The sequence below is a fragment of the Streptomyces aureoversilis genome (assembly GCF_042657885.1).
Classification (GTDB): domain Bacteria; phylum Actinomycetota; class Actinomycetes; order Streptomycetales; family Streptomycetaceae; genus Streptomyces; species Streptomyces aureoversilis.
In genome coordinates this window covers 398,915-422,790 of the sequence record NZ_JBHSKJ010000005.1, presented here as the reverse complement: position 1 = coordinate 422,790, position 23,876 = coordinate 398,915, and the positions used below count along the sequence as shown (strand labels likewise).

The 23,876-nt window shown below is 70.2% G+C and carries 20 protein-coding genes and 1 pseudogene; 9 read left to right on the top strand and 12 right to left on the bottom strand.

The genetic code is table 11. The features are described 5' to 3' along the window. Window positions 1-10 precede the first annotated feature (10 nt). The 6 genes from gyrB to dnaA form a co-directional block, all read right to left on the bottom strand. Window positions 11-2,059, bottom strand: coding sequence for a DNA topoisomerase (ATP-hydrolyzing) subunit B (gene gyrB, locus ACFPP6_RS11965; RefSeq protein ID WP_382040089.1), 2,049 nt, complete (start codon window positions 2,057-2,059; stop codon window positions 11-13). 455 nt (window positions 2,060-2,514) lie between these two features. After that, the gene (locus tag ACFPP6_RS11960) at window positions 2,515-3,048 is read right to left on the bottom strand and encodes a DciA family protein (protein WP_382040086.1); all 534 of its coding nucleotides are present in this window, start codon (window positions 3,046-3,048) and stop codon (window positions 2,515-2,517) included. After that, window positions 3,045-4,169: a DNA replication/repair protein RecF gene (recF, locus tag ACFPP6_RS11955; protein WP_382040083.1), complete on the bottom strand. Its 1,125-nt coding sequence runs from the start codon at window positions 4,167-4,169 to the stop codon at window positions 3,045-3,047. Before recF ends, ACFPP6_RS11960 begins: the two co-directional genes overlap by 4 nt. 85 nt (window positions 4,170-4,254) lie before the next feature. Further along, window positions 4,255-5,130: a phosphogluconate dehydrogenase (NAD(+)-dependent, decarboxylating) gene (gnd, locus tag ACFPP6_RS11950; protein ID WP_382040080.1), complete on the bottom strand. Its 876-nt coding sequence runs from the start codon at window positions 5,128-5,130 to the stop codon at window positions 4,255-4,257. Window positions 5,131-5,263: 133 nt separating this feature from the next. Further along, window positions 5,264-6,394, bottom strand: a complete 1,131-nt coding sequence (gene dnaN, locus ACFPP6_RS11945; RefSeq protein WP_168097023.1) for a DNA polymerase III subunit beta — start codon at window positions 6,392-6,394, stop codon at window positions 5,264-5,266. A gap of 849 nt (window positions 6,395-7,243) precedes the next feature. Further along, entirely contained in the window at window positions 7,244-9,226 is a 1,983-nt protein-coding gene (gene dnaA, locus ACFPP6_RS11940) for a chromosomal replication initiator protein DnaA (protein ID WP_382040077.1), read from the bottom strand. 422 nt (window positions 9,227-9,648) lie between these two features. Here dnaA and rpmH point away from each other — a divergent pair, with 422 nt between their 5' ends. From rpmH to ACFPP6_RS11895, 9 genes and pseudogenes are all read left to right on the top strand, one after another. After that, window positions 9,649-9,786 (top strand): 50S ribosomal protein L34, encoded by a 138-nt coding sequence (gene rpmH / locus ACFPP6_RS11935; RefSeq protein WP_003949374.1) that lies wholly within the window; start codon window positions 9,649-9,651, stop codon window positions 9,784-9,786. Between the two features lie 25 nt (window positions 9,787-9,811). Then, window positions 9,812-10,180 (top strand): annotated as a pseudogene (rnpA, locus tag ACFPP6_RS11930) (ribonuclease P protein component); the annotation flags it as partial. A 62-nt stretch (window positions 10,181-10,242) separates the two neighbouring features. After that, on the top strand, window positions 10,243-10,560 hold the full coding sequence (gene yidD, locus ACFPP6_RS11925; protein WP_168097064.1) for a membrane protein insertion efficiency factor YidD: 318 nt from the start codon (window positions 10,243-10,245) through the stop codon (window positions 10,558-10,560). Between the two features lie 3 nt (window positions 10,561-10,563). Further along, window positions 10,564-11,682 (top strand): membrane protein insertase YidC, encoded by a 1,119-nt coding sequence (gene yidC / locus ACFPP6_RS11920; RefSeq protein ID WP_382040072.1) that lies wholly within the window; start codon window positions 10,564-10,566, stop codon window positions 11,680-11,682. A 14-nt stretch (window positions 11,683-11,696) separates the two neighbouring features. Then, on the top strand, window positions 11,697-12,221 hold the full coding sequence (locus ACFPP6_RS11915; RefSeq protein WP_382040069.1) for a Jag family protein: 525 nt from the start codon (window positions 11,697-11,699) through the stop codon (window positions 12,219-12,221). A gap of 165 nt (window positions 12,222-12,386) precedes the next feature. Beyond that, window positions 12,387-13,097 (top strand): 16S rRNA (guanine(527)-N(7))-methyltransferase RsmG, encoded by a 711-nt coding sequence (gene rsmG, locus ACFPP6_RS11910; protein WP_058045322.1) that lies wholly within the window; start codon window positions 12,387-12,389, stop codon window positions 13,095-13,097. 272 nt (window positions 13,098-13,369) lie between these two features. Next, on the top strand, window positions 13,370-14,464 hold the full coding sequence (locus ACFPP6_RS11905) for a ParA family protein (RefSeq protein WP_382040066.1): 1,095 nt from the start codon (window positions 13,370-13,372) through the stop codon (window positions 14,462-14,464). Beyond that, entirely contained in the window at window positions 14,461-15,567 is a 1,107-nt protein-coding gene (locus tag ACFPP6_RS11900) for a ParB/RepB/Spo0J family partition protein (RefSeq protein WP_382040063.1), read from the top strand. The genes ACFPP6_RS11905 and ACFPP6_RS11900 overlap by 4 nt, the downstream gene beginning before the upstream one ends. A 352-nt stretch (window positions 15,568-15,919) precedes the next feature. Then, window positions 15,920-16,537, top strand: coding sequence for a GNAT family N-acetyltransferase (locus ACFPP6_RS11895; protein WP_382040060.1), 618 nt, complete (start codon window positions 15,920-15,922; stop codon window positions 16,535-16,537). A gap of 126 nt (window positions 16,538-16,663) precedes the next feature. Here the strand turns inward: ACFPP6_RS11895 and trxA are convergent, their stop codons facing one another. The 6 genes from trxA to murJ all read right to left on the bottom strand — a co-directional run bounded on the left by trxA (window position 16,664) and on the right by murJ (window position 23,843). Beyond that, window positions 16,664-16,990 (bottom strand): thioredoxin, encoded by a 327-nt coding sequence (trxA, locus tag ACFPP6_RS11890; RefSeq protein ID WP_382040057.1) that lies wholly within the window; start codon window positions 16,988-16,990, stop codon window positions 16,664-16,666. Window positions 16,991-17,039: 49 nt separating this feature from the next. Continuing rightward, window positions 17,040-18,008, bottom strand: coding sequence for a thioredoxin-disulfide reductase (gene trxB, locus ACFPP6_RS11885; RefSeq protein WP_382040054.1), 969 nt, complete (start codon window positions 18,006-18,008; stop codon window positions 17,040-17,042). 110 nt (window positions 18,009-18,118) lie between these two features. Further along, window positions 18,119-19,078, bottom strand: a complete 960-nt coding sequence (locus ACFPP6_RS11880; RefSeq protein WP_382040051.1) for an anti-sigma factor — start codon at window positions 19,076-19,078, stop codon at window positions 18,119-18,121. A 5-nt stretch (window positions 19,079-19,083) separates the two neighbouring features. Beyond that, window positions 19,084-19,773: an RNA polymerase sigma factor SigM gene (gene sigM / locus ACFPP6_RS11875; RefSeq protein ID WP_382040048.1), complete on the bottom strand. Its 690-nt coding sequence runs from the start codon at window positions 19,771-19,773 to the stop codon at window positions 19,084-19,086. A gap of 34 nt (window positions 19,774-19,807) precedes the next feature. Beyond that, a complete protein-coding gene (locus ACFPP6_RS11870; RefSeq protein WP_382040045.1) occupies window positions 19,808-21,520 on the bottom strand; it encodes a protein kinase family protein in 1,713 nt (570 codons plus the stop codon). 109 nt (window positions 21,521-21,629) lie between these two features. Beyond that, window positions 21,630-23,843 (bottom strand): murein biosynthesis integral membrane protein MurJ, encoded by a 2,214-nt coding sequence (murJ, locus tag ACFPP6_RS11865; RefSeq protein ID WP_382040042.1) that lies wholly within the window; start codon window positions 23,841-23,843, stop codon window positions 21,630-21,632. Between the last annotated feature and the right edge of the window lie 33 nt (window positions 23,844-23,876).

Genomic DNA, 23,876 nt, shown 5'->3' with positions numbered 1-23,876 from the left:
GCCGACGGGCTCAGATGTCGAGGAAGCGGACGTCCTTGGCGTTCCGCTGGATGAAGGAGCGCCGGGCCTCGACGTCCTCGCCCATGAGCACCGAGAACAGGTCGTCCGCCTGCGCGGCGTCGTCCAGGGTGACCTGGCCGAGGACGCGGTGGTCGACGTCCATGGTGGTCACGCGCAGCTCCTCGGCGTTCATCTCACCGAGACCCTTGAAGCGCTGGACCGAGTCGTCCTTGATCCGCTTGCCGTTCTCGCGGCCGAGCTGGATCAGGGCGTCGCGCTCGCGGTCGGAGTAGGCGTACTCGAAGTCGTCCCGGCCCCACTTGATCTTGTAGAGCGGGGGACGGGAAAGGTAGACGTGCCCGGCCTCGACCAGCGGACGCATGAAGCGGAAGAGGAAGGTGAGCAGCAGGGTGTTGATGTGCTGGCCGTCGACGTCGGCGTCCGCCATCAGAATGATCTTGTGATAGCGGAGCTTCGCGATGTCGAAGTCCTCGTGCACACCGGTGCCGAAGGCGGAGATCAGCGCCTGGATCTCCTGGTTCTGCAGGATCTTGTCGATCCGCGCCTTCTCCACGTTGAGGATCTTGCCGCGGATCGGGAGGATCGCCTGGTACTGCGGGTTCCGGCCGGACTTGGCCGAGCCGCCGGCGGAGTCACCCTCGACGATGAAGATCTCGCACTTGGTCGGGTCGTTCGACTGGCAGTCGGACAGCTTGCCCGGCAGCGACGCCGTCTCCAGCAGGCCCTTGCGGCGGGTGAGGTCGCGCGCCTTGCGGGCCGCCACGCGGGCGGTGGCCGCCTGGATGGACTTGCGGATGATGTCCGCGCCCTCGTTCGGGTTGCGGTCCAGCCAGTCCGTCAGCTGCTCGTGGACGACCTTCTGCACGAAGGTCTTGGCCTCGGTGTTGCCCAGCTTGGTCTTGGTCTGGCCCTCGAACTGCGGCTCGCCCAGCTTGACGGAGATGATCGCCGTCAGACCCTCGCGGATGTCGTCGCCCGTGAGGTTGTCGTCCTTCTCGCGGAGCAGCTTCTTGTCGCGCGCGTAGCGGTTGATCAGACCGGTGAGCGCCGCGCGGAAGCCCTCCTCGTGGGTGCCGCCCTCGTGGGTGTGGATGGTGTTGGCGAAGCTGTAGACACCCTCGGTGTACTGGGAGTTCCACTGCATCGCGACCTCGACGGAGAGCATCCGCTCCTTGTCCTCGGCCTCGAAGTCGATCACCGAGGGGTGGATGACCTCGCCCTTGCGCGAGTTGAGGTAGCGGACGAAGTCGGAGATGCCGCCCTCGTAGTGGTAGCGGACGTTGAGGGGCTTGCCCTCCTCGTCCACGTGGGCCGGGCGCTCGTCCGTCAGCGAGATGGTCAGGCCCTTGTTGAGGAACGCCATCTCCTGGAAGCGCCGCGAGAGCGTCTCGAAGGAGTACTCGGTGGTCTCGAAGATGTCGCCGTCGGCCCAGAAGGTGACCGAGGTGCCGTGCTCGTCGGTCGCCTCGTTCTGCTGCAGCGGGGCGGTCGGGACGCCGAGCTTGTAGTCCTGCGTCCAGCGGTAGCCGTCGGTCTTGACCTCGACCGCGACGCGCGTCGACAGGGCGTTGACGACCGAGACGCCGACGCCGTGCAGACCACCGGAGACGGCGTAGCCGCCGCCGCCGAACTTGCCGCCCGCGTGCAGGACGGTCAGGACGACCTCGACGGCGGGCTTGCCCTCGGAGGGCACGATGCCGACCGGGATGCCACGGCCGTTGTCCACGACGCGCACGCCGCCGTCGGACAGGATCGTCACGTCGATGGTGTCCGCGTGGCCCGCGAGGGCCTCGTCGACGGAGTTGTCCACGACCTCGTACACGAGGTGGTGCAGGCCGCGCTCACCGGTCGAGCCGATGTACATGCCGGGCCGCTTGCGGACGGCGTCCAGACCCTCCAGGACGGTGATCGCGCTGGCGTCGTAGGACGCGGATGCGCCCCCCGCGGGTGCGGTCTCGGCCGCGCCGTCCGTGGAAGGGGTGGTGTTCTCGTTGGGGTTGCCGGAATCGGCCACGAAGCGCCCTTTCTGGCACAGCACAGGCCATCCCCGACTGCGGCGGGGAGACCCCACCCGAGGCAGGCAGGAGCGGCTGCGTCGTTCTGCGTTGGTCGACGAGTCCCGCGAGCCGGCGGGATTGGCACCAGTCTACCGGTAGCGCTGACATGAATGGGGGTTTGGCGGTGCCTGAGCCTGCACGTGCCGCCCTGAACCGGCATCAGCCGACTCCCTATATATGGACCCGGGCTCCAAGAGGCTCACAGCGGCACTCAGCGCTTCGGGCTGTCAACCGCCCGCTACCGTGAGCGGGGTCTCAGGCGCCGGCCCCGGCGCACCCCCCGTCGCACCGCATCACCCCAGGCCACGCAGATCACCCGGCACTCGGTTCCCACGGGAGCACCGCAGATCGTCATCCGTCCCCGCAGTCACCGCCCGCGGCGGGCACGGACAAGGCACGGACGGGCCGTCCGGGCAGGGGCGCCGGGCACCCGGCGTCAGCCGTACGTGTCGCCCGGACCCGTGCTGCCGGGCGCGCGCAGCGAGCCGTAGCGGCGGCTCGGGCCGCCCGGGCCCAGCACCTTGATCGTCCGCACGGTGCCGTGGCCGAGATCGTCGTTGAGCCGGGCCACCAGCTGGGGGGCCAGCAGGCGCAGCTGCGTCGCCCACGCCGTCGAGTCGCACTGCACCGTCAGGACGTGGGAGTCCTCGTCGAAGTTCTGCGGCATGCAGTGCAGGGCCAGCGCATCGCCCACGATCTGCGGCCAGCGGCCCATCACCCCGCCCACCGCCGCGGGCTTCTCCCAGCCCCGCTCGGTGATCAGCCTGTTGATGGCGGCGCCCAGCGGCAGCGGGTCGCGGCCGTCGGCGCGCGCGCCGGAGCGCAGCACCCCGCCGCGGCGGACGTGCTTCTTCTGCTGGGCCGCGGCACCCCGCGCCTTCGCCTGCTCCTTGGCGGCGCGCAGCGCGACCCGCGCCAGGTCCACGCCGGACGGCTCGGGCGTCCTCGGCTGCTCGGAGGGCGTACTCATACGCGCTCGACCCTGCCTTCCGAGACCGCGTACCGGGCGCCGGTGAGGACCTCCGGAACATCGTCGTCCACCGCGGCGGTCACCAGGACCTGCTCTCCGTGGGCCACCAGCTCCGCCAGCCGCTCGCGGCGCCGGGCGTCCAGCTCCGCGAAGACGTCGTCCAGGACGAGCACCGGCTCGTTGCCCTCGGAGCGCAGCAGCTCGTACGAGGCCAGGCGCAGCGCCAGCGCGTACGACCAGGACTCGCCGTGGCTCGCGTACCCCTTGGCGGGCAGCCGGCCGAGCTTGAGGAGGAGGTCGTCCCGGTGCGGGCCGACCAGCGTCACGCCCCGTTCGATCTCCTGCTTGCGGGCTTCGGCGAGCGCCGTCAGCAGCGCCTCGTAGAGCTCCTCCCGGCTGCGCGCGCCCTCGATCGCGGCCGGCCCGCGGTACTCGAAGGACACCGGGCCGCCGCCGGGGGCCAGCTGCTCGTAGGCCTTGTCGGCCAGCGGACGCAGCTCGTCGATCAGGTCGAGGCGACGGGCCAGCAGCTCGGCGCCCGCGCGGGCCAGGTGCTGGTCCCAGATGTCGAGCGTGGACAGGTCGAGGCCCCGGCCGCCGTGGCGGCGGGCCATCGCCGCGCTCTTGAGGAGGGTGTTGCGCTGCTTGAGGACCCGCTCGTAGTCGGAGCGGACGCCCGCCATGCGCGGGGAGCGCGCGGTGATCAGCTCGTCCAGGAAGCGGCGGCGCTCACCGGGGTCGCCCTTGACCAGGGCCAGGTCCTCCGGGGCGAACAGCACCGTCCGCACGATGCCGAGCACGTCACGCGGCCTGACCTGGGACGACCGGTTGATCCGGGCCCGGTTGGCCTTGCCGGGGTTGAGCTCCAGCTCTATCAGCTGCTGCCGCTCGCCCTGGACGACGGCGGCGCGCACGACGGCGCGGTCGGCGCCCATCCGGACCAGGGGGGCGTCCGAGGAGACCCGGTGGCTGCCGAGGGTGGCCAGATAGCCGATCGCCTCGACGAGATTGGTCTTGCCCTGGCCGTTGGGCCCCACGAACGCCGTGACGCCCGGGTCGAGCGGAACCTCGACCCGGGCGTACGAGCGGAAGTCGGCCAGCGACAGATGCGAGACATGCATGGTGCGCCGACCTCTTCCGCTGTGTACTGCTCGTCCTGCTGGTGATGCTGTTACTGCTGTGGTGCTCGGTACTACGGGTTCCCGACTACTTGCTCTCGACCGCGTGGCCGCCGAACTGGTTGCGCAGCGCGGCGATCATCTTCATCTGCGGGGAGTCCTCCTGGCGGGACGCGAAGCGGGCGAAGAGCGACGCGGTGATCGCGGGCAGCGGCACGGCGTTGTCGATCGCGGCCTCGACCGTCCAGCGGCCCTCGCCGGAGTCGGCCGCGTAGCCGCGCAGCTTGTCGAGGTGCTCGTCCTGGTCGAGGGCGTTGACCGCCAGGTCCAGCAGCCAGGAGCGGATGACCGTGCCCTCCTGCCAGCTGCGGAAGACCTCGCGCACGTCGGTGACGGAGTCGACCTTCTCCAGCAGCTCCCAGCCCTCGGCGTAGGCCTGCATCATGGCGTACTCGATGCCGTTGTGGACCATCTTCGCGAAGTGGCCGGCACCGACCTTGCCCGCGTGCACGGAGCCGAAGTCGCCCTCGGGCTTGAGCGCGTCGAAGACGGGCTGGACGCGGGCGACGTTCGCCGCGTCGCCGCCGTACATCAGCGCGTAGCCGTTCTCCAGGCCCCAGACGCCGCCGGAGACGCCGCAGTCGACGAAGCCGATGCCCTTGGCGCCCAGCTCCTCGGCGTGCTTCTCGTCGTCCGTCCAGCGGGAGTTGCCGCCGTCGACGACGACGTCGCCCGGGGAGAGCAGCTCGCCGAGCTCGTCGATGGTGGCCTGCGTCGGCGCGCCGGCCGGGACCATGACCCATACGACGCGCGGCCCCTGGAGGGAGTCCACCAGCTCCTTGAGGCTGCTGACATCCGCGAGGTCCGGGTTGCGGTCGTATCCGATGACGGTGTGGCCTGCGCGGCGGATGCGCTCGCGCATGTTGCCGCCCATCTTGCCGAGACCGACGAGACCGAGCTCCATGGGTGATCCTCTATGCCTTGAGTGGGTTCGTACCTGGGTCCGAGCCTACGCCGGGGAGGCGCTGCACACCTGTGGGGCGGGGGCGCTCAAAGGGTGAGTGCCCCCGCCGGGGCCGGTCCCGCTCGGAGGGGCGTCAGCCCGAGAGCCGCACCGGCATGATCAGGTACTTGTACGCGTCGTCCGCCTCGGCGTCGAGCGCGGGCTTGCCGCTCAGCAGCGCCGGCTTCGTCGACGTCGTGAAGGACAGCTGGGCGACCGGCGAGTCGATCGCCGACAGACCCTCCAGCAGGAAGCCGGGGTTGAACGCGATCGAGATGTCGTCGCCCTCGAGCGCGGCATCGACCCGCTCCACAGCCTGTGCATCGTCGCTGGAGCCGGCCTCCAGGATCAGCACGCCCTGCTCGAAGCTCAGCCGCACCGGGGTGTTGCGCTCGGCGACCAGCGCGACGCGCTTGACGGCCTCGACGAACGGGGCGGTCTCGATCACGGCGACGGAGTTGAACTCGGTCGGGAAGAGCGTGCGGTACTTCGGCAGGTCGCCCTCGAGCAGCCGCGTGGTGGTGCGGCGGCCGGCGCCCTCGAAGCCGATCAGGCCCTCGCCCTTGCCGGAGCCGGCCAGGGCGATCGAGACGGAGTCGCCGCCGCTGAGGGACTTGGCGGTGTCCAGCAGGGTCTTGGCGGGCACCAGGGCGACGGCGGAGATGTCCGGCGTCTCGGGCTTCCACATGAACTCGCGGACCGCGAAGCGGTAGCGGTCGGTGGAGGCCAGGGTGACGGTGTCGCCCTCGATCTCGATGCGGACACCGGTGAGCACCGGCAGGGTGTCGTCACGGCCGGCGGCGATGGCGACCTGGGCGGCAGCGGCGGCGAAGACCTCGGCCGGGACGGTGCCCGTGGCCGTGGGCATCTGGGGCAGGGCCGGGTACTCCTCCACAGGCAGGGTGTGGAGTGTGAACCGCGAGGAGCCGCAGACCACGGTGACGCGCACGCCGTCGGTGGAGATTTCCACAGGCCTGTTGGGAAGTGCGCGGCAGATGTCGGCGAGGAGACGGCCGGAGACGAGGACGGTGCCGTCCTCCTCCACATCGGCGTCGACCGAGACGCGGGCCGAGACCTCGTAGTCGAAGCCGGAGAGGCTGAGGGAGCCCTCCTCGGCCTTCAGGAGAAGGCCCGCGAGGACGGGCACCGGCGGACGGGCCGGGAGGCTGCGGGCCGCCCAGGCCACTGCCTCCGCGAGTACATCGCGCTCCACCCGGATCTTCACCGGAAACCGCCTCCTGCTTGTTGCTGGCTCGCCCTGCTGGCGTCTTCGTCGGCTGCTTGCCGGAGACCAGTCTGACGCACACCGCTGACAGCTGGTGCGTCTCGGGGTCAAGTCGGGTCGGAGGGCGTGGCGCGGTCCGCGGCCGAGTTGTGCACAGGACCCACTTCGAAACGAGTTCCCCGCTTGATCTCTGTGGTCGTAGTAGTAGGGCCTGTGGAAACGGTGGACAACCGTCTTTGCCCAGGTCAGCGCCAGTTTTTTGTCCACCGGGCCTGTGGGTGGGGGCGGTGGATAAGCGGGGTGTGCTGTGGACCGCGGAAAGTTCTGCACAACCGGTGCACAGGCAGGGCGCACTTCTCCCCAGGGCTGTCCCCAGTTTTACCCAGGTTCCCCACAGCCCAATCCGGCACCTTGGTGTGACGCCTTTCACTCGGGGCGGTGACCTCGGGCGTTTCGTTGCCGAACAGTGGACAGGGGTGTGGAAAGGCTGTGTACAACACCCACCTGCCTGTGGGCTGCCGGTGGACAACGCTCATGCCGCCTTGTGGGTGAATCCGTCGTCCACAGGCTGTGGAATCCCGTCGGCCACAAATCCACACGCCGCTGACCTCGCCTGATGGACTATCAACAGCCTCCCCTGTGGACAGCGTCTGGACAACTTCGCAGTCCCCAGCGTGTGGACAGCCGGTCGGCAAGGAATCTGTGGAGAACCCCGGGTACGGCGCACGGAATCGAACAGAGCCGTCCACGGCTGTGGACGCCCGGCGCCTCCCGGACGCCCCCGGGACCGCGAAAAGGGCGCTCCGGGAAGCGTCCCGAAGCGCCCTCAGGCGGTTCTCGCGGCTCTCGTCAGCCGTTCTTGATGCGGTTCGTCAGCTCGGTCACCTGGTTGTAGATGGAGCGCCGCTCGGCCATCAGCGCACGGATCTTCCGGTCCGCGTGCATCACCGTCGTGTGGTCGCGGCCGCCGAACTGTGCACCGATCTTCGGCAGCGACAGGTCCGTGAGCTCGCGGCAGAGGTACATCGCGATCTGGCGCGCCGTCACCAGCACGCGGCTGCGCGAGGCCCCGCACAGGTCCTCGACGGTGTGCCCGAAGTAGTCCGCCGTCGCCGCCATGATGGCCGGCGCCGTGATCTCCGGCGAGGCGTCCTCGCCGCCCGGGATCAGGTCCTTGAGGACGATCTCGGTCAGGCCCAGGTCGACGGGCTGGCGGTTCAGGCTCGCGAAGGCCGTCACCCGGATCAGCGCGCCCTCCAGCTCGCGGATGTTGCGCGAGATGCGGGAGGCGATGAACTCCAGGACCTCCGGCGGGGCGTTGAGCTGCTCCTGCACCGCCTTCTTGCGCAGGATCGCGATCCGGGTCTCCAGCTCCGGCGGCTGGACGTCCGTGATCAGGCCCCACTCGAAGCGGTTGCGCAGCCGGTCCTCCAGGGTCACCAGCTGCTTGGGCGGCCGGTCCGAGGACAGCACGATCTGCTTGTTGGCGTTGTGGAGCGTGTTGAAGGTGTGGAAGAACTCCTCCTGCGTCGACTCCTTGCTCGCCAGGAACTGGATGTCGTCGACCAGCAGGATGTCCATGTCGCGGTAGCGCTTGCGGAACGCGTCCGCCTTGCCGTCGCGGATGGAGTTGATGAACTCGTTGGTGAACTCCTCGGAGCTCACGTAGCGCACGCGCGTGCCCGGATAGAGGCTGCGCGCGTAGTGCCCGATGGCGTGCAGCAGGTGGGTCTTGCCCAGGCCCGACTCGCCGTAGATGAAGAGGGGGTTGTACGCCTTCGCCGGCGCCTCGGCCACCGCGACCGCGGCGGCGTGCGCGAAGCGGTTGGACGCTCCGATGACGAAGGTGTCGAAGAGGTACTTGGGGTTCAGCCGGGCGGTCGGCTCGCCGGGGCCCGGTGCCGGGGCGGGCTTGGCCGCGAGCGGGCCGGGGGCGCCGCCGGAGACGGACCGCTCGCCGCGCTCGCCGCCGCGCGGGTGGCTCTCGGGCAGGTCGCGGCGCTGCTGCTCGTACGGCATGCGCTCGGGCGGCTGCGACCGGTAGTCGGAGGCCTGGTCGTACGAGCCCTGCTGGTCGTACGAGCCGGGCTGGTCGTACGGCTGCTGCTCGTAGGAGCCGGCGGAGTGCTGCGAGGCGTACGGATCGCGTTCGCCCTCGGCGAAGCCGCCGAGGCGCTGCTGCTGCCAGCTGTAGTCGTTCCGGTCGCCTCGGTCACCGCGGTCTCCCCCGCGCTCCCCGCGCTCCCCGCGCTCCCCGCGGTCGCCCGGCGGCGGCACCGGGGGCCCGGAGGGGGCCGAGTGGCGCGGCCAGGCGCCGGGCTCGGGGCGCTGCTGCTGGTAGTCCGGGTAGGCGGGGCGCACGGACGGCAGGTCGTCGGAGGGTGCCGGGCGGCCGTAGCTCTCGCGGCCCTCGTAGGCGCCGCTGTCGTAGCCCTCGTAGCCGTCACGGCTCTCGTAGGCGTCGCGGCCCTGGCCGCCGCCCCGGCCCGCGGGCTCCTCGTAGCGGGGCGGCTGCGGGGCCTGGGGGCGCTCGGCGGGGGGCTCGCCCGCCGAATCGTCGACGGTGATCGCGATCCGGATGGGGCGGCCGCACTCGCGGCTGAGCGTCTCGCTGACGATCGGGGCCAGCCGGCCCTCCAGCACGCCCTTGGCGAATTCGTTGGGCACGGCCAGCAGGGCGGTGTCCGCGACGAGGGCCAGCGGCTGGCACCGCTTGATCCAGTGCTCGTCCTTGGACTCGACGCCCTGGCCGCGCTTGTCCCGGCCCTCGCCCAGGAGCTGGTCGAGCACGCGCGGCCACACTGCGGCAAGATCGGCAGGCAGGTCAGCCACAGGGCACGCTCTCTCAGTCACTGGGGGCGCCCCGCGAGTCCCACGAATGTGTGGTTCTCGGGACGGGCGGGAAGGATTCGGAGTTCAGCCACGGTAGTCAGGCCGCGGTGCGTGGTTCAAGTCGTTGTCCACAGGGTGTGTACAAATGTGCCATGGGGCGGGGCGTGTCGTCCCACCGGCCCGCGGCGGGCTACGGTGTATCCCTGGTGCGCTGCCGGTTTGACCGAATGGCGTAGCCGCGCGTACCGTGACCAGGTCGAGTTGTCGATGGCTGCTGCCGCCTGCCTCCGATGGGCAAAGGTCGTATCGAGTATCTGATGCGGTCATGAAGCGGTGCACTCGGGCGTTGCGAGCTTCTCGTGGGCGCACGGTGACAGCCAGGCGATGTCCCGCCACCACCGATTCATTTCTGGAGCCCCCGAGTGAGCAAGCGCACCTTCCAGCCGAACAACCGCCGCCGCGCGAAGACCCACGGCTTCCGCCTGCGCATGCGCACCCGTGCCGGCCGCGCGATTCTCGCGTCCCGCCGTGGCAAGGGTCGCGCCCGCCTGTCGGCCTGAGCAGCCTGACCAATAGGTCCATGCCGTGCTGCCTACCGACAATCGGCTGAGGCGGCGCGAGGACTTTGCGACCGCGGTGCGCCGAGGACGCAGGGCCGGGCGCCCGCTCCTCGTCGTCCACCTCCGTAGCGGTACAACGGACCCGCACACACCCGGGGAGATTGCTCCCCCGGTGCGTGCGGGTTTCGTCGTCAGCAAGGCCGTCGGCGTCGCCGTTGTCCGCAATCTGGTGAAGCGCAGGCTTCGCCACCTGATGCGTGACCGGCTCGATCAGCTGCCCGCCGGTAGCCTGGTGGTGGTACGGGCCCTGCCCGGCTCGGGCGAGGCGGACCACGATGAGCTGGCCCGTGATCTTGACACCGCACTGCAGCGGCTGTTGGGAGGGGCGCCGCGCCGTTCCGATCCCCCCGAGGGCACCCCTCGGGACCTTGGCCGAAGCCAGGGAGGGAGCGCACGGTGAAGTATCCGCTGCTGTGGTTGATCAAGCTCTATCAGTGGACCATCAGCCCACTCCTGGGCCCGGTCTGCAAGTACTACCCGTCGTGCTCGCACTATGGCTACACCGCCATTGACGTGCACGGCGCGGTCAAAGGAACGGCGCTCACGGCCTGGCGCATCCTGCGCTGCAATCCGTGGTCGCTCGGTGGCGTCGACCACGTACCTCCCCGGAAGCGTCCGGTCTGGCACCAGCGGCTGAGGAGCCGACTGGGCGGGAACCCCGCCTCGGGGCCTGCCGCACAGCCCGAGACTCAGCCCAACGCCCAAGGAGCCTGATTCGTGGACACGATCCTCGGTCCCCTCTATTACGCAGTTTCCTGGATCATCGTCCAGTTCCACTCGCTGTACAGCCTTGTCTTCGACGAGAACAGCGGCTGGGCGTGGGGTCTGTCCATCGTCTCCCTGGTGGTCCTGATCCGTATCTGCCTGATCCCGCTCTTCGTGAAGCAGATCAAGGCCACGCGGAACATGCAGGCGCTCCAGCCGAAGATGAAGGCGATCCAGGAGCGCTACAAGAGCGACAAGCAGCGCCAGTCCGAAGAGATGATGAAGCTCTACAAGGAGACGGGCACCAACCCTCTCTCGAGCTGTCTTCCGATCCTGGCCCAGTCGCCCTTCTTCATCTCGCTGTACCAGGTCCTGAACCACATCGCGCAGGGCAAGACGGTCGGTGTCATCGACCAGGAGCTGCTGGCCAGCGCGCGTGACGCGCACATCTTCGGCGCCCCGCTGTCGGTGACCTTCCTGTCCTCCGCGGAGAAGGTCGAGTCCTTCGGCGCCACGCTGCTGGACGTCCGCGTCGTCACGGTCGTCATGATCGTCCTGATGTCGCTGTCGCAGTTCTACACGCAGCGCCAGCTGATGACGAAGAACGTCGACCTCTCGGTGAAGACGCCGTTCATGCAGCAGCAGAAGATGCTGATGTACGTCTTCCCGATCATCTTCGCCGTCCTCGGCATCAACTTCCCCGTCGGTGTCCTCGTCTACTGGCTGACCACCAACGTGTGGACCATGGGCCAGCAGATGTTCATCATCCGCCGTAACCCGACTCCGGGCAGCGTCGCCTTCAAGCAGCGCCAGGAGCGCCTGCGCGCCAAGGGCAAGCTCAAGGAGGACCCGGCCGAGGTCGAGGCGAAGAAGGCCGTCGAGGCCGCGCGCGCCAACCGCCAGCAGCCCAAGCGCCAGACCAAGGCCAAGCGCCAGGTCGCCGGGACCACCGCCACCGCCACGACGGACTCCACCGAGCAGAAGCCCTCGCTCGAGAAGAAGCAGGGCACGGACGCCAAGGAAGCCGCCAAGGACGCCAAGGGCGGGAAGCCCGGGCAGGCCGGCGGCGGATCCAAGTCCGGGCAGCGCAAGAGCGGCCCGCAGCGGCCCAAGCACCCCTCCAAGAAGTAATGAAGGAGTCCACCGTGACGGACACGCAGCGCCAGACCAGCGGTGTCGCCGCCGAGGGCACCACCGACACCCTGTCCCGCCTGGAGCAGGAGGGCGAGATCGCGGCCGACTACCTCGAGGGTCTGCTGGACATCGCCGACCTCGACGGCGACATCGACATGGACGTCGAGGCCGACCGCGCCGCGGTGTCGATCATCAGCGACTCGACCAGCCGTGACCTGCAGAAGCTGGTCGGCCGTGACGGCGAGGTGCTGGAGGCGCTCCAGGAGCTCACCCGTCTGGCCGTGAACCGGGAGACCGGCGACCGCAGCCGCCTCATGCTGGACATCGCCGGCTTCCGTGCCCGCAAGCGCGAGGAGCTGGCCAAGGTGGGTGCCCAGGCGGCCGCCGAGGCCCGCAGCACCGGTGCCGCGGTCAAGCTGGACCCGATGACGCCCTTCGAGCGCAAGGTCGTCCACGACGCCGTGGCCGCCGCGGGTCTGCGCAGCGAGTCCGAGGGCGAGGAGCCCCAGCGCTTCGTCGTCGTCCTCCCCGCCTGAGCGGCCCGAGCTCTCTGAGCGGTTCCCTCTCGGTTTCTCGATCCCACTTCTAGGTGTGTCCGGCCCCGTCTGCTCGCAGGCGGGGCCGATCCTTGTCAGCCTGATATTCAGACTCTGAATTCTCAGTGATTCTCAGAGAGACGTCGTACGGAAGGACGGTTTCCCGTGGATGAGGCAGCGGAGCTCCCCCCGGCGCCCCCGGAGGCCCGGGAGGTTTTCGGTGACCGCCTGCCGGAGGCCGTTCGGTACGCCGAGGTGCTCGCGGACGCGGGCGTGCGGCGTGGCCTCATCGGTCCCCGCGAGGTTCCGCGGCTGTGGGAGCGGCACCTGCTGAACTGCGCGGTGCTCGCCGAAGCCGTCCCGGACGGCGTCTCCGTGTGCGACGTGGGCTCGGGCGCCGGGCTGCCGGGCATCCCGCTGGCCCTGGTCCGGCCGGACCTCCAGATCACGCTGCTGGAGCCGCTGCTCCGCCGTACGACCTTCCTCCAGGAGGTCGTGGAGCTCCTGGGGCTGGACCACGTCACCGTCGTCCGCGGCCGCGCCGAGGAGATGCTCGGCAAGGTGCAGCCGGTGCACGTCGTCACCGCCCGGGCGGTGGCCCCGCTGGACCGCCTGGCGGGCTGGGGCGTGCCCCTGCTGCGGCCGTACGGCGAGATGCTCGCCCTCAAGGGCGACACCGCCGAGGAGGAGCTCAAGGGCGCCCGTGCGGCGCTCAGCAAGCTCGGCGTCGTGCGGACCTCGGTGCTCCAGGTCGGCCAGGGCGTGGTGGACCCGCCGTCCACCGTGGTCCGTGTCGAGGTGGGGGAGAGCCCGGGCGGTGTGCGCTTCGCCGCCAAGCGGGCCAAGGCGGCGGGGCGGTCGCGCCGCCGGCGCTGAGGCCGCGCTCGCCGGGATCACCCTGGGGGAGCAGAAGAATGCTCCATACAACCTGCCAAACCTACCTGTAGCGGAGTGTCGCCGCCGCGTGGCAGAGCGTGCGCTGCATCGTGTTTCACGTGAAACGACGCTCCTTGCTGCAGGGAATCATCGACCGGGGCCGCGCGGTTGTACCGCGCGGCCAGCGGACGACCGAGCACACCGATGTATCCACAGGAATGCTGGATTCATCCACAGGAGAACGGGCCTCGCTGGTTCACAACCCCGAAAGCATGGCAGGCTCTGTCCATCGCGAGCCTGATGTCGAGGAGAGTGAATCCTTGCGGTCCGACGCCAATATCGCGGGGCCGATGGCCGATCCGGTCCCCGGTCCCCGCCCCGCCGAGTCCGAATCCGGGATGGAGCTTGTTTCACCTGCTGTGGACGACTCTCGGGGGACAACCCCCGAACCCCCGGCCGGCGCCCTGAGCTCGGTTTCACGTGAAACACCCCCTCCCCCGATGCCCAGGCCGGAGCGGACCCGGGTCATGGTGGTCGCCAACCAGAAGGGCGGCGTGGGCAAGACCACGACGACCGTGAACCTGGCGGCCTCGCTGGCTCTCCACGGCAACCGTGTGCTGGTCATCGACCTCGACCCCCAGGGCAACGCCTCGACGGCTCTGGGCATCGACCACCACGCCGAGGTGCCGTCGATCTACGACGTCCTGGTGGACAGCAGGAAGCTCGCCGACGTGGTGCAGCCGGTCGTCGACGTGGAGGGGCTCTTCTGCGCGCCCGCCACGATCGACCTGGCGGGCGCCGAGATCGAGCTGGTCTCGCTCGTCGCCCGCGAGAGCCGGCTGGACCGCGCGATCAAGGCCTACGAGCAGCCGCTGGACTACATCCTGATCGACTGCCCGCCCTCGCTCGGCCTGCTGACGGTCAACGCCCTGGTCGCGGGCGCGGAGGTGCTGATCCCCATCCAGTGCGAGTACTACGCCCTGGAGGGCCTCGGCCAGCTGCTGCGCAACGTCGAGCTGGTGCGCGGGCACCTCAACCCCCAGCTCCACGTCTCGACGATCCTGCTGACGATGTACGACGGGCGGACCCGGCTGGCCTCCCAGGTGGCCGAGGAAGTGCGCACCCACTTCGGTCACGAGGTGCTGCGGACCAGCATTCCCCGCTCCGTCCGGATCTCCGAGGCGCCCAGCTACGGACAGACGGTTCTGACGTACGACCCGGGCTCCAGCGGAGCGCTCTCGTATCTGGAGGCAGCCCGGGAGATCGCGCTGCGGGGGGTCGGCGTACGTTACGACGGCAGTAGGGCTCACCTGGTGGGCCGCCAGCAACAGCAAGACCAGCACAGCATGTCGGAGGGGCTGCAGTGAGCGATCGACGTAGAGGACTGGGCCGTGGGCTCGGTGCCCTGATTCCAGCGGCGCCGAAGGCATCGGAGAGCGCCGGCCCCGCCGGGGGGCCCGACGCCACGTCCCCCACCGCGGTACCGGTACTCGCGCCGGAGCGGGGGGTGGCAGCTTCCAAGGTGACCGCGCTGCCGGTGAAGGACTTCACCGTTTCACGTGAAACCGATGCAGAGGCGCTGCGTTCCGAGGCCGTGGCCGAGGCGCCGGTGGAGACGGTGGCCGGGGCGCACTTCGCCGAGCTGCCGCTGGATGCGATCAAGCCCAACCCGAAGCAGCCGAGGGTGTACTTCGACGAGGGGCCCCTCGACGAGCTGGTCCACTCCATCCGCGAGGTGGGACTGCTCCAGCCCGTCGTCGTCCGGCGTCTGGGCCCCGAGCGCTATGAGCTCATCATGGGCGAGCGGCGCTGGCGTGCCTGCCGTGAGGCAGGCCTGGAGCGGATCCCCGCCATCATCCGGGCGACCGAAGACGACAAGCTGCTGCTCGACGCGCTGCTGGAGAACCTGCACCGGGCTCAGCTGAACCCTCTTGAGGAGGCTGCCGCCTACGACCAGCTCCTCAAGGACTTCAACTGCACGCATGACGAGCTGGCCGGCCGGATCGGGCGCTCGCGTTCGATGGTGACCAACACGCTGCGGCTGCTGAAGCTGGCGCCGGAGGTGCAGAACAAGGTCGCTTCCGGCGTGCTGATGGCCGGTCACGCCCGGGCTCTCGTCGGGGTGACCGACCCCGAGGAGCAGGTGAAGCTCGCCACGCGAATCGTGGCCGAGGGGCTGTCGGTGCGCACGGTCGAGGAGACCGTGAAGCTGATGGACCCGGAGAAGCGCCGCTCCTCCAAGCCCAAGGGCCCCCGCGCCGGCGCCCGGGTCTCCCCGGCGCTGACCGACCTGGCCACCCGGCTGTCGGACCGCTTCGAGACCCGGGTGAAGGTCGACCTCGGGCAGAAGAAGGGCAAGATCGTCGTCGAGTTCGCCTCGATGGAGGACCTGGAGCGCATCCTGGGCACGCTCGCCCCGGGCGAGGGCCGGGTGATAGAGCAGAAGCTCTCCCACGAGGACGAGGACTGACCGCAAACGAGGGCTGACCGCAGCGGCTGACCGTACGGTCCGGAGAGAGGGCCGAGCAGCACCGCGCCTCAGGGCGGGTTGTGTTTCACGTGGAACACGACCCGCCCTTTGCCTTGTCCTGCTGTTCGCTCAATCCACGCACGGATACGATGCGTTGGGGTATGGCGCAACCACGTTGACACAGTTCGCGGAGGGGCGGGGCCATGCGATGGGTGAGCCGGACCGGACTGGTGGCAACAGGCCTCGGCCTGGGAGCAGTCGGCGGATTCGTCGGCAGCCTCCTCCAGGAGCGGAGTGCGCTGAGCGCCGCCCGGAGTATGGCAGCACGCGACGGAAGTGAGGAAAAGGCTCCATGGGGCGTCGGCTCGTACCGCTCACGCTGGACAATCTCCCGGACCTCCCCCAGCGTTGTCGCTCCTGCGTCTTCTGGGAACTCGATCCGGTCAGCGGTGAGGCCGCGCTGAAGGCGGGACGGCCCGAGCTGGAGAAGGAAGCCTGGATCTCCGGCGTCCTGCTGGAGTGGGGATCCTGCGGCCGGGTGGCTTACGTCGACGAGGTCCCGGTGGGTTTCGTGCTCTACGCGCCGCCCGCCTATGTCCCCCGGTCCGCCGCCTTCTCCACCAGCCCTGTGGCCGCGGATGCGGTGCAGCTGATGACGGCATGGCTGACCCCGGGATTCCAGGGCCAGGGGCTGGGCCGGATGATGGTGCAGACCGCCGCGAAGGATGTCCTGCGGCGGGGGTTCAAGGCCATTGAGGCCTTTGCCGACGCGCGCTGGAAGGAACCGGCCTGTGTGCTGCCGGCCGATCACCTCCTGGCCGTCGGCTTCAAGACGGTGCGCCCGCACCCCCGCTATCCGCGGCTGCGGCTGGAGCTCAGGTCGGCGCTCTCCTGGAAGGAGGACGTCGAGCTTGCGCTGGACCGCCTCCTGGGTGCCGTGCAGAAGGAGCCGGCCCTGCGGCCGCTGTAGTCGTTGTTCCACGTGAAACGCCGGGCGGCCGGTGCGTTTCACGTGAAACACACCGGCCGCCCGGAGAGTGATCCTCACGCGCGGACGAAGCCTGCGCGCGGATCCACGCCTACGCGTGGATGACCCTTACGCGTGGATGAAGTCGCTCAGCTCGCGCTCCAGAGCCGCCTTCGGCTTGGCACCGACGATGGTCTGGACGACCTCGCCACCCTTGTAGACGTTCAGGGTCGGGATCGACATCACACCGTACTTCGCGGCGGTGCCCGGGTTCTCGTCGATGTTGAGCTTGACGATCTCGATCTTCTCGCCGTACTCGGCCGCGATCGCCTCCAGGGAGGGGGCGATCTGGCGGCACGGACCGCACCAGTCGGCCCAGAAGTCCACGAGCACGGGCTTGTCGCTCTTGAGGACGTCCTCGTCGAAGGTCTTGTCGGTCACAGACTTGAGAGCCACGGAGGTCTCCTTATTTCTTTCTGCGTGGGGCCGGGGGGGAGGGGGAGGATCAGGGGGTCTTCTCGGGCTCGCGCACGTGCTCGCTGTCCGAGAGGGAGGCGAGGAAGCGCTCGGCGTCCAGCGCCGCGGAGCAACCGGTACCGGCGGCGGTGATGGCCTGGCGGTAGGTGTGGTCCACGACGTCGCCGGCGGCGAACACCCCGGTCAGGTTGGTGCGGGTGGAGGGGGCGTCCACCTTGAGGTAGCCCTCGTCGTCCAGCTCCAGCTGCCCCTTGAAGAGCTCGGTGCGCGGGTCGTGGCCGATCGCGATGAACAGGCCGGTCACCGGCAGCTCGGAGGTCTCGCCGCTCTTGAGGTTGCGCAGGGTCAGGCCCGAGAGCTTGTTCTCGCCGTGGATCTCGGCGACCTCGCTGTCCCACACGAAGGAGATCTTCGGGTCGGCGAAGGCGCGCTCCTGCATGGCCTTGCTGGCCCGCAGGGTGTCACGGCGGTGGACGACGGTGACGGACTTGGCGAACCGCGAGAGGAAGGTGGCCTCCTCCATCGCGGTGTCACCGCCGCCGATGACGGCGATGTCGTGGTCCTTGAAGAAGAAGCCGTCGCAGGTGGCGCACCAGGAGACACCGCGGCCCGAGAGCTCGTCCTCGCGGGGCAGGCCCAGCTTGCGGTGCTGCGAGCCGGTCGTGACGATCACGGCCTTGGCGCGGTGGACGGTGCCGGCGGAGTCCGTGACGGTCTTGATCTCTTCGCTCAGGTCGACCGCGATGATGTCGTCCGGGACCAGCTCGGCGCCGAAGCGCTCGGCCTGCGCCCGCATGTTGTCCATGAGGTCCGGGCCCATGATGCCGTCACGGAAGCCGGGGAAGTTCTCGACATCGGTGGTGTTCATCAGGGCACCACCGGCGGTCACGGCGCCCTCGAAGACCAGCGGCTTCAGGGAGGCGCGGGCGGTGTAGAGCGCGGCCGTGTAGCCCGCGGGCCCGGAGCCGATGATGATCACGTTGCGGACGTCGCTCACGGAGTCTTCCTTGTCTGCCGACTGCTGTCTCGGTCCTTGAGGGGTTCACCCCACCCAACGGATCCTACGGGGCAGGCATTCCCGCGGGTGCCTGCTGCGGCCGGGAGAGATCAGAGGCGTGACAGCGTCTCGGTCAGCAATACCTTGCCCGGTGTCGCGGAGCCCGCGTCGACGCAGGTGGCGGAGACCACATAGGCGTCGACGAGCGCGGTGTCACCCGGGTGCGGCAGGACGACGAGGTAGGCGTCCTCACCCTGATAGGTGTCCGGCTCGGAGGCCAGGGCCTGCTCCGGGCGACCGATGCCCTGTCGGACGCAGAAGGGCGCCGTACCGCCCGGGGCGCTCAGCGTCCTGTTGGGCGCGTCCCCGTCGGCCTCGGCGGTCTTCCCCCGGGGCTCGGTGGGGCCGAAGGACAGGGGCTTCAGGAGCTCGTGCACCCGCGCCGAGAGCTCACCGGAGCCGAGCTGGGGCGCCGGCACACTGCTCGCGCGGTCCTTGGAGGGCGACGCCGTGGGAGCGTCCGTCCCGCCGGACTGCAGGAAGAGGCCGCCCACGCCGAGCACGGCGGCGGCACAGGCACTGCCGAGGAGCACGACGGGCCAGCGGCGGACGCGTGAGCGCCGGGGCTTGCGGGACGGCGGTGCCGTCATGCCGGGGCCGGGGCCTGTGGAGGCGCGGGGGCGGCCGTGGGGCCGGTCGACCGTTTCACGTGTAACCGAGGCTGCCGTTCCCTGCTCTCTCTTCGCCTCCTCCTCCCCCCGCTCCGTTTCACGTGAAACAGAGACTGCGACATGGGAAACAGGCACACCGAACGGCGGCGTGGTCGAGTCCAGCAGTGCCTCGGCGGCGAGCGCGGCGTCGATGCGGCCCGCGATGTCCGACGGCATCCGGGGCGGGCCGGGCAGCGTCCCGAGCGCCCCCCGGATCTCGTCCAGCGAGCTGCGTACGTCCTCGCACAGCTCGCACGCCGCCAGGTGCTCCCGTACGTCCGCGGTGCGTGCCGGCGAGAGCACCCCCTCGGTGAGCGCGGAGATCTCCGCGACCTCCGGGTGCCCATCCGTGCCGGTCATCGAAGTCACGCTCGCCCACCTCCGCCCTTCACTGGATCTGCGTCGCTCTGTCCTGCCGGTGGTGGGACGGACGCCCCCTGCGACCGGTTCCTTCCCCCGTCGAGCGGTGGGCTACCCCTGCCACCGGGACGCAGATGGGTGAGGATCGGCAGAAGCCGTGCCCGCCCCCGTGCGCAGCGGCTCTTCACGGTGCCGACGGGGACGTCCAGCACCTCGGCCGCCTCGGCGACGGGATAGCCCTGCATGTCCACCAGGACGAGGGCGGCGCGCTGGTCGGCAGGGAGCGTGGCCAGGGCCTGCAGCAGCTCCCGGTGCAGGTCCCCGCGCTCCGCGGGCGCGGCCGCGGATTCATGGGGCTCGATGAGCTGCTCCAGCCGCTCGGTCTCGGCCAGCGGGGCGGTGCGCCGCGACGCGGCCTTGCGCGCCCGGTCCAGACAGGCGTTGACGGTGATGCGGTGCAGCCACGTGGTGACGGCGGACTGCCCGCGAAAGGTGTGCGCGGCGCGGTAGGCGGAGACCAGGGCGTCCTGCACGGCGTCCGCGGCCTCTTCCCTGTCGCCGAGGGTACGCAGGGCGACGGCCCAGAGGCGGTCACGGTGTCTGCGCACGATCTCGCCGAAGGCGTCGGGGTCACCGGCGACATGCCGGGCGAGGAGATCGGCATCGCTGAGGCCGTCACGCAGGACGTCGTCCACCGTCGAGCCCTCCCCCTGAGGTCCGTTCCGAACGTCAGCCGGTGAACTTCACGTTGTTGATGCCCTGCTTGTATCCGTCCCCGGCATAGGTCGTCGCGTCAGGGCCAGAGTAGGGCGCTGCCGTGATCCACAGGACGACGTACCGGACCTTGACCGGCTCCTTGAGGGAGAGCTTTATCGAATCGGTCTCGGTCTTCTCGGTCGTGAGCTGCTTCATCGAGCTCAGCGGCGCGGTGCCGGAGAGGGACTTCGCCGCGTAGAGCGACACCTCGGTGTACTTGCCCTCGTAGAGGAACTTGATGTCCGCCGAGCTGAGCTGCTGCTTCTTGCCGAGGTCGTAGACGATGCCGACGCCGCCCTTGTACTGCTCCAGGGAGGGGCCCTCGTTGTACGTGCGCGAGCGCCAGGCCTGATCAGGCGAGTCGTACTTGGTGTAGGTGTTCTTCACCCGCTCCGGGCTCTGCGCATTGCCCTTCGGCGCGTACTCCTTCGCGTCGTGGATCTCGATCGGCTCCCCGGTCGGCTTCGATCCGTCGTCGCCCGTCGACTCGGAGATCTGCGGGCGGTCCTCCTGCCCGTCCTTGAGGAGCGTGTCGGCGAGCTGCCAGCTGGCCAGGCCCAGGGCGGCGATCAGCAGGGCGGCGACGCTCCACTTGAGCGCCCGGCCCGTACGGCCCTGCAGCGGAGGCGGCGGGGGGACCGCCATGGGGCCCGTGGCGCCGACACCGTGCGGCGGCTGCTGGCCGTAGGCGTGCGGGCGGGGATAGGCGCCCGGCGGCGTGGTGAAGGACGGCTCCGGGGGCCGGATGCGTGGCATGGCGGCGACGGCCTTGGACAGCTCCTCCGGGGTCGTGCACGGCGTCTCCTGCCGCGACGAGGTGGAGCCGTCGTGGACGAGCGCGCGCATGGCGAGCTCGGAGAGGCCGCGGTGGACGCCGGCGCGGACCTGGTCGGGGGCGATGAGGCCGACGCCCTTGGGCAGGCCGGGCAGCCCGTGAGCGCTGTCCTCGTAGGGCCAGCGCTGGGTGAGCGCGGCGTACAGGAGCGCGCCGATGGCCTCGGTGTCGGTCTGCTGGGGGCGGTCGGAGGTGATGCCGCGGAGCGCCGCCATGACGGCCAGGCCGCGGATGCGGTACTGCCCGGTGCCGGTGCGCAGCACCGAGCCGGGGTGCAGGCGCAGGTGGGCGAGGCCCTCGCGGTGGGCGGCGGCCATGGCCTGGGACACCTGGCTGACGAGCTGGTAGGCGTCGTGCGGCTCCATGGGACCGGAGGCGAGGACGTTGGTCAGCTCGGTGGCGTCGGGGAGCCATTCGTGGACGACGTAGACGAGGTCGTTCTCCTCGACGGCGTCGAGCACCTGGACGAAGCGGGGGTCGCCGAGGAGGGCGGCGGAGCGGGCGGCGGCGAGGACGGGGCGGGCGCGCGGGTGGTCGGCGGGCAGCAGGTGGACGCCCACGGCGCGGCGGAGCTTCTCGTCCACCGCACGCCAGCTGCTGAATCCCTCCAGACGGGTGACGCACTCCTCCAGGCGGTACCGCCTGGCCAGCTTGTGGCCGCTGTGCAGTTCGGGCGTGGTCTGGGCGTCGCGGGCGGCCTTCTTGCCGTCCGCGCGCCCGCTGTCCTTGTGGGTGCCGGCCTTGATCGCGGCCTCCGCCCCGTCGGCCGTGGCCTTGCCCGCCTTGGCGGTCAGCGGCTTGCCGCCGCTGTTGCCTGCCACGTCGACGGCAGCTGTGCTCCGTTCTGCCACCGTCGTTCCTGCCTCCCCATCCGTTGCACGCTGTCCACAGCCAAGACAATTGTGCCCACAGTCCGGCGCTATGCACGACACACGGCGGCGGGCGAAGGTTGTGCTCCCGTCAGCGTCCGAGTCGCCCGCGGACCATACCGACCATGGCCGTCAGCTCCTCGATCCGCATCCGCTTCGCGGCGATGTAGAAGACGCCGATCAGGACCAGACCGCCGCCGATCAGGGAGGCGAGCGAACCGGGCACGCCCTGGCCGAGGACCTGCGTGATGCCGTAGGCCGCGGCCCCACCGACGAGGGCCGCGGGGATGCACGCACCGGCGAGGCGGGCGTACGTCCGCACGACGCGTGAGCCGTCCAGATCCCCGCCGAGGCGGGTACGCAGGCGGCGCCACGCGACACCGACGCCGACGGCGTAGCCGAGACCGTAGGAGAAGGCCATGCCGGCGACGGCCCAGCGGGACGGCAGGACGAGGTAGCTCAGGAACGAGACGGCCGCGTTGACGGCGGCGACGATCACCGTGTTGTAGAAGGGGGTGCGTGTGTCCTCGTAGGCGTAGAAGCCGCGGAGGATGACGTACTGCGCGGAGTACGGGATCAGGCCGAGGGCGAAGGCCATGATGATGTAGCCGATGTTGGTGGCGGCGTTCGTGCCCGAGCCGCTGCCGAACATCAGTGTCGACATGGGGACGCCGAGGGCCAGGAACGCGAAGGCGCACGGCACGATCGCGACGGCCGAGGTGCGCAGCCCGTGGGAGAGGTCGTCCCGGACGGCGGAGGCGTCGCCGTCGTGGGCGGCGCGGGAGATCCGGGGGAGCACCGCGGTCATCACCGAGACGGTGATGATGGCCTGCGGCATCTGCCAGAGCTGCAGTGCGAAGTTGTAGGCGGTGATGCCGGTGCCCTTCTGGCCGGCCTGCTCCGCGAGTGAGCCCGCCTTGGTGGCGAGCTGGCTGACGACGATCAGACCGAGCTGGTTGGCGAGGACGAAGAAGAACGTCCACTTGGCCAGGCCCGCGGCCTTGCCCAGGCCCTGTCCGCGCCAGTCGAAGCGGGGGCGGATCCGGAAGCCGGCGTCACGCAGGTAGGGGAGCATCGCCAGGGACTGGACGACGAGGCCCAGCAGCGTGCCGATGCCGAGCAGCCGGACACCCTCGGGCGTGATCGTGGCCGAGGTGATGTCGGTCGAGGACGCGGGACCGAAGGCCCAGATGAAGGAGCCGAAGGTCGCGATGATGATGATGTTGTTCAGGACCGGGGTCCACATCATCGCGCCGAAGCGGCCGCGCGCGTTCAGGATCTGTCCCATGACGACGTGCACGCCCATGAAGAACATGGTCGGCACGCAGTAGCGGGCGAAGGCGACCGCCACGTCCATCCGGGTGGGATCGTCGGCGATGGTCGGCGACATCATCTGGATGAACAGCGGTGCGCCCAGCACACAGACGGTGGTGACACCCGCGAGCAGCACGACGACGAGGGTCAGCAGGCGGTTGGCGTATGCCTCTCCACCGTCCTCGTCGTTCTTCATCGCCCGCACCAGCTGCGGAATGAAGACGGCGTTGAGCGCGCCGCCGGCGACCAGGATGTAGATCATGGTCGGCAGGGTGTTGGCGATCTGGTAGCCGTCGTTGAGCGTGCTGACGCCGATCGCCGCCGCCATGACGAGGTTGCGGCCGAAGCCCAGGATGCGGGAGACCATCGTGCCGGCGGCCATGAGCGCGCTCGACTTCAGCACGCTCGCCGCCTTGCCACCCTTGGCCTGCGGCGCGGCGGGCTGCTCGGGTTCCGGCGAGGGCTCGGGCGCGACCGGCCCCTTCGGGGGCTGCGCGCCGTATTGCCCCGGTGCCGGGATCTGCTGCCCCGGCGGCCGCGGCGGCTCGTAGGGCTGCTGCTGGTCGCGGTAGAGGTGGGCGAAGGCGTCCCGCCGGGGGCCGCCGTCGCCCTGGCGGTCGAAGCCGTCCACCGCGGCGAACTGCTTGGTCGCGTCGTCGTCGCCGTGGGCGGGGAAGCCCGCCGGACCGGACGGGCCGGACGGAGCCGGAGGCCACGCCCCGGCGCCCGGCTGCTGCTGCGGGTAGGTGTTGCGGTACGCGCCGGGCGGCGCCGGGTGGGCGGAGCGGTCGTACAGGGCCTCGTCCACGGGGTCCTGCGCGGCCGGGTCGTGCCCCGGGTAGGGCTCGGAGGCGTAGGCGTCCCGCAGGTAGGGATCCTGGGCGTACGGGCCCTGGCGGGGCGTGCCGGGGGGAGCCGGGGGCGGCGGGTACTGACCCCGCGGCTCACCACCCGCGCCCTGCCCGCGGTCACCGTCGTACGGCGCGTTCATCGCTACCCCACCTCATCGTCCGCGGCCGGCCGG

Coding starts and splice junctions, on each gene's coding strand:
- ACFPP6_RS11895 (WP_382040060.1), top strand. CDS start 15,920: ATGGGGCGTCGGCTCGTACCGCTCACGCTGGACAATCTCCCGGACCTC.
- ACFPP6_RS11960 (WP_382040086.1), bottom strand. CDS start 3,048: ATGAGTACGCCCTCCGAGCAGCCGAGGACGCCCGAGCCGTCCGGCGTG.
- murJ (WP_382040042.1), bottom strand. CDS start 23,843: ATGAACGCGCCGTACGACGGTGACCGCGGGCAGGGCGCGGGTGGTGAG.
- ACFPP6_RS11880 (WP_382040051.1), bottom strand. CDS start 19,078: ATGACCGGCACGGATGGGCACCCGGAGGTCGCGGAGATCTCCGCGCTC.
- ACFPP6_RS11905 (WP_382040066.1), top strand. CDS start 13,370: ATGGCAGGCTCTGTCCATCGCGAGCCTGATGTCGAGGAGAGTGAATCC.
- gnd (WP_382040080.1), bottom strand. CDS start 5,130: ATGGAGCTCGGTCTCGTCGGTCTCGGCAAGATGGGCGGCAACATGCGC.
- recF (WP_382040083.1), bottom strand. CDS start 4,169: ATGCATGTCTCGCATCTGTCGCTGGCCGACTTCCGCTCGTACGCCCGG.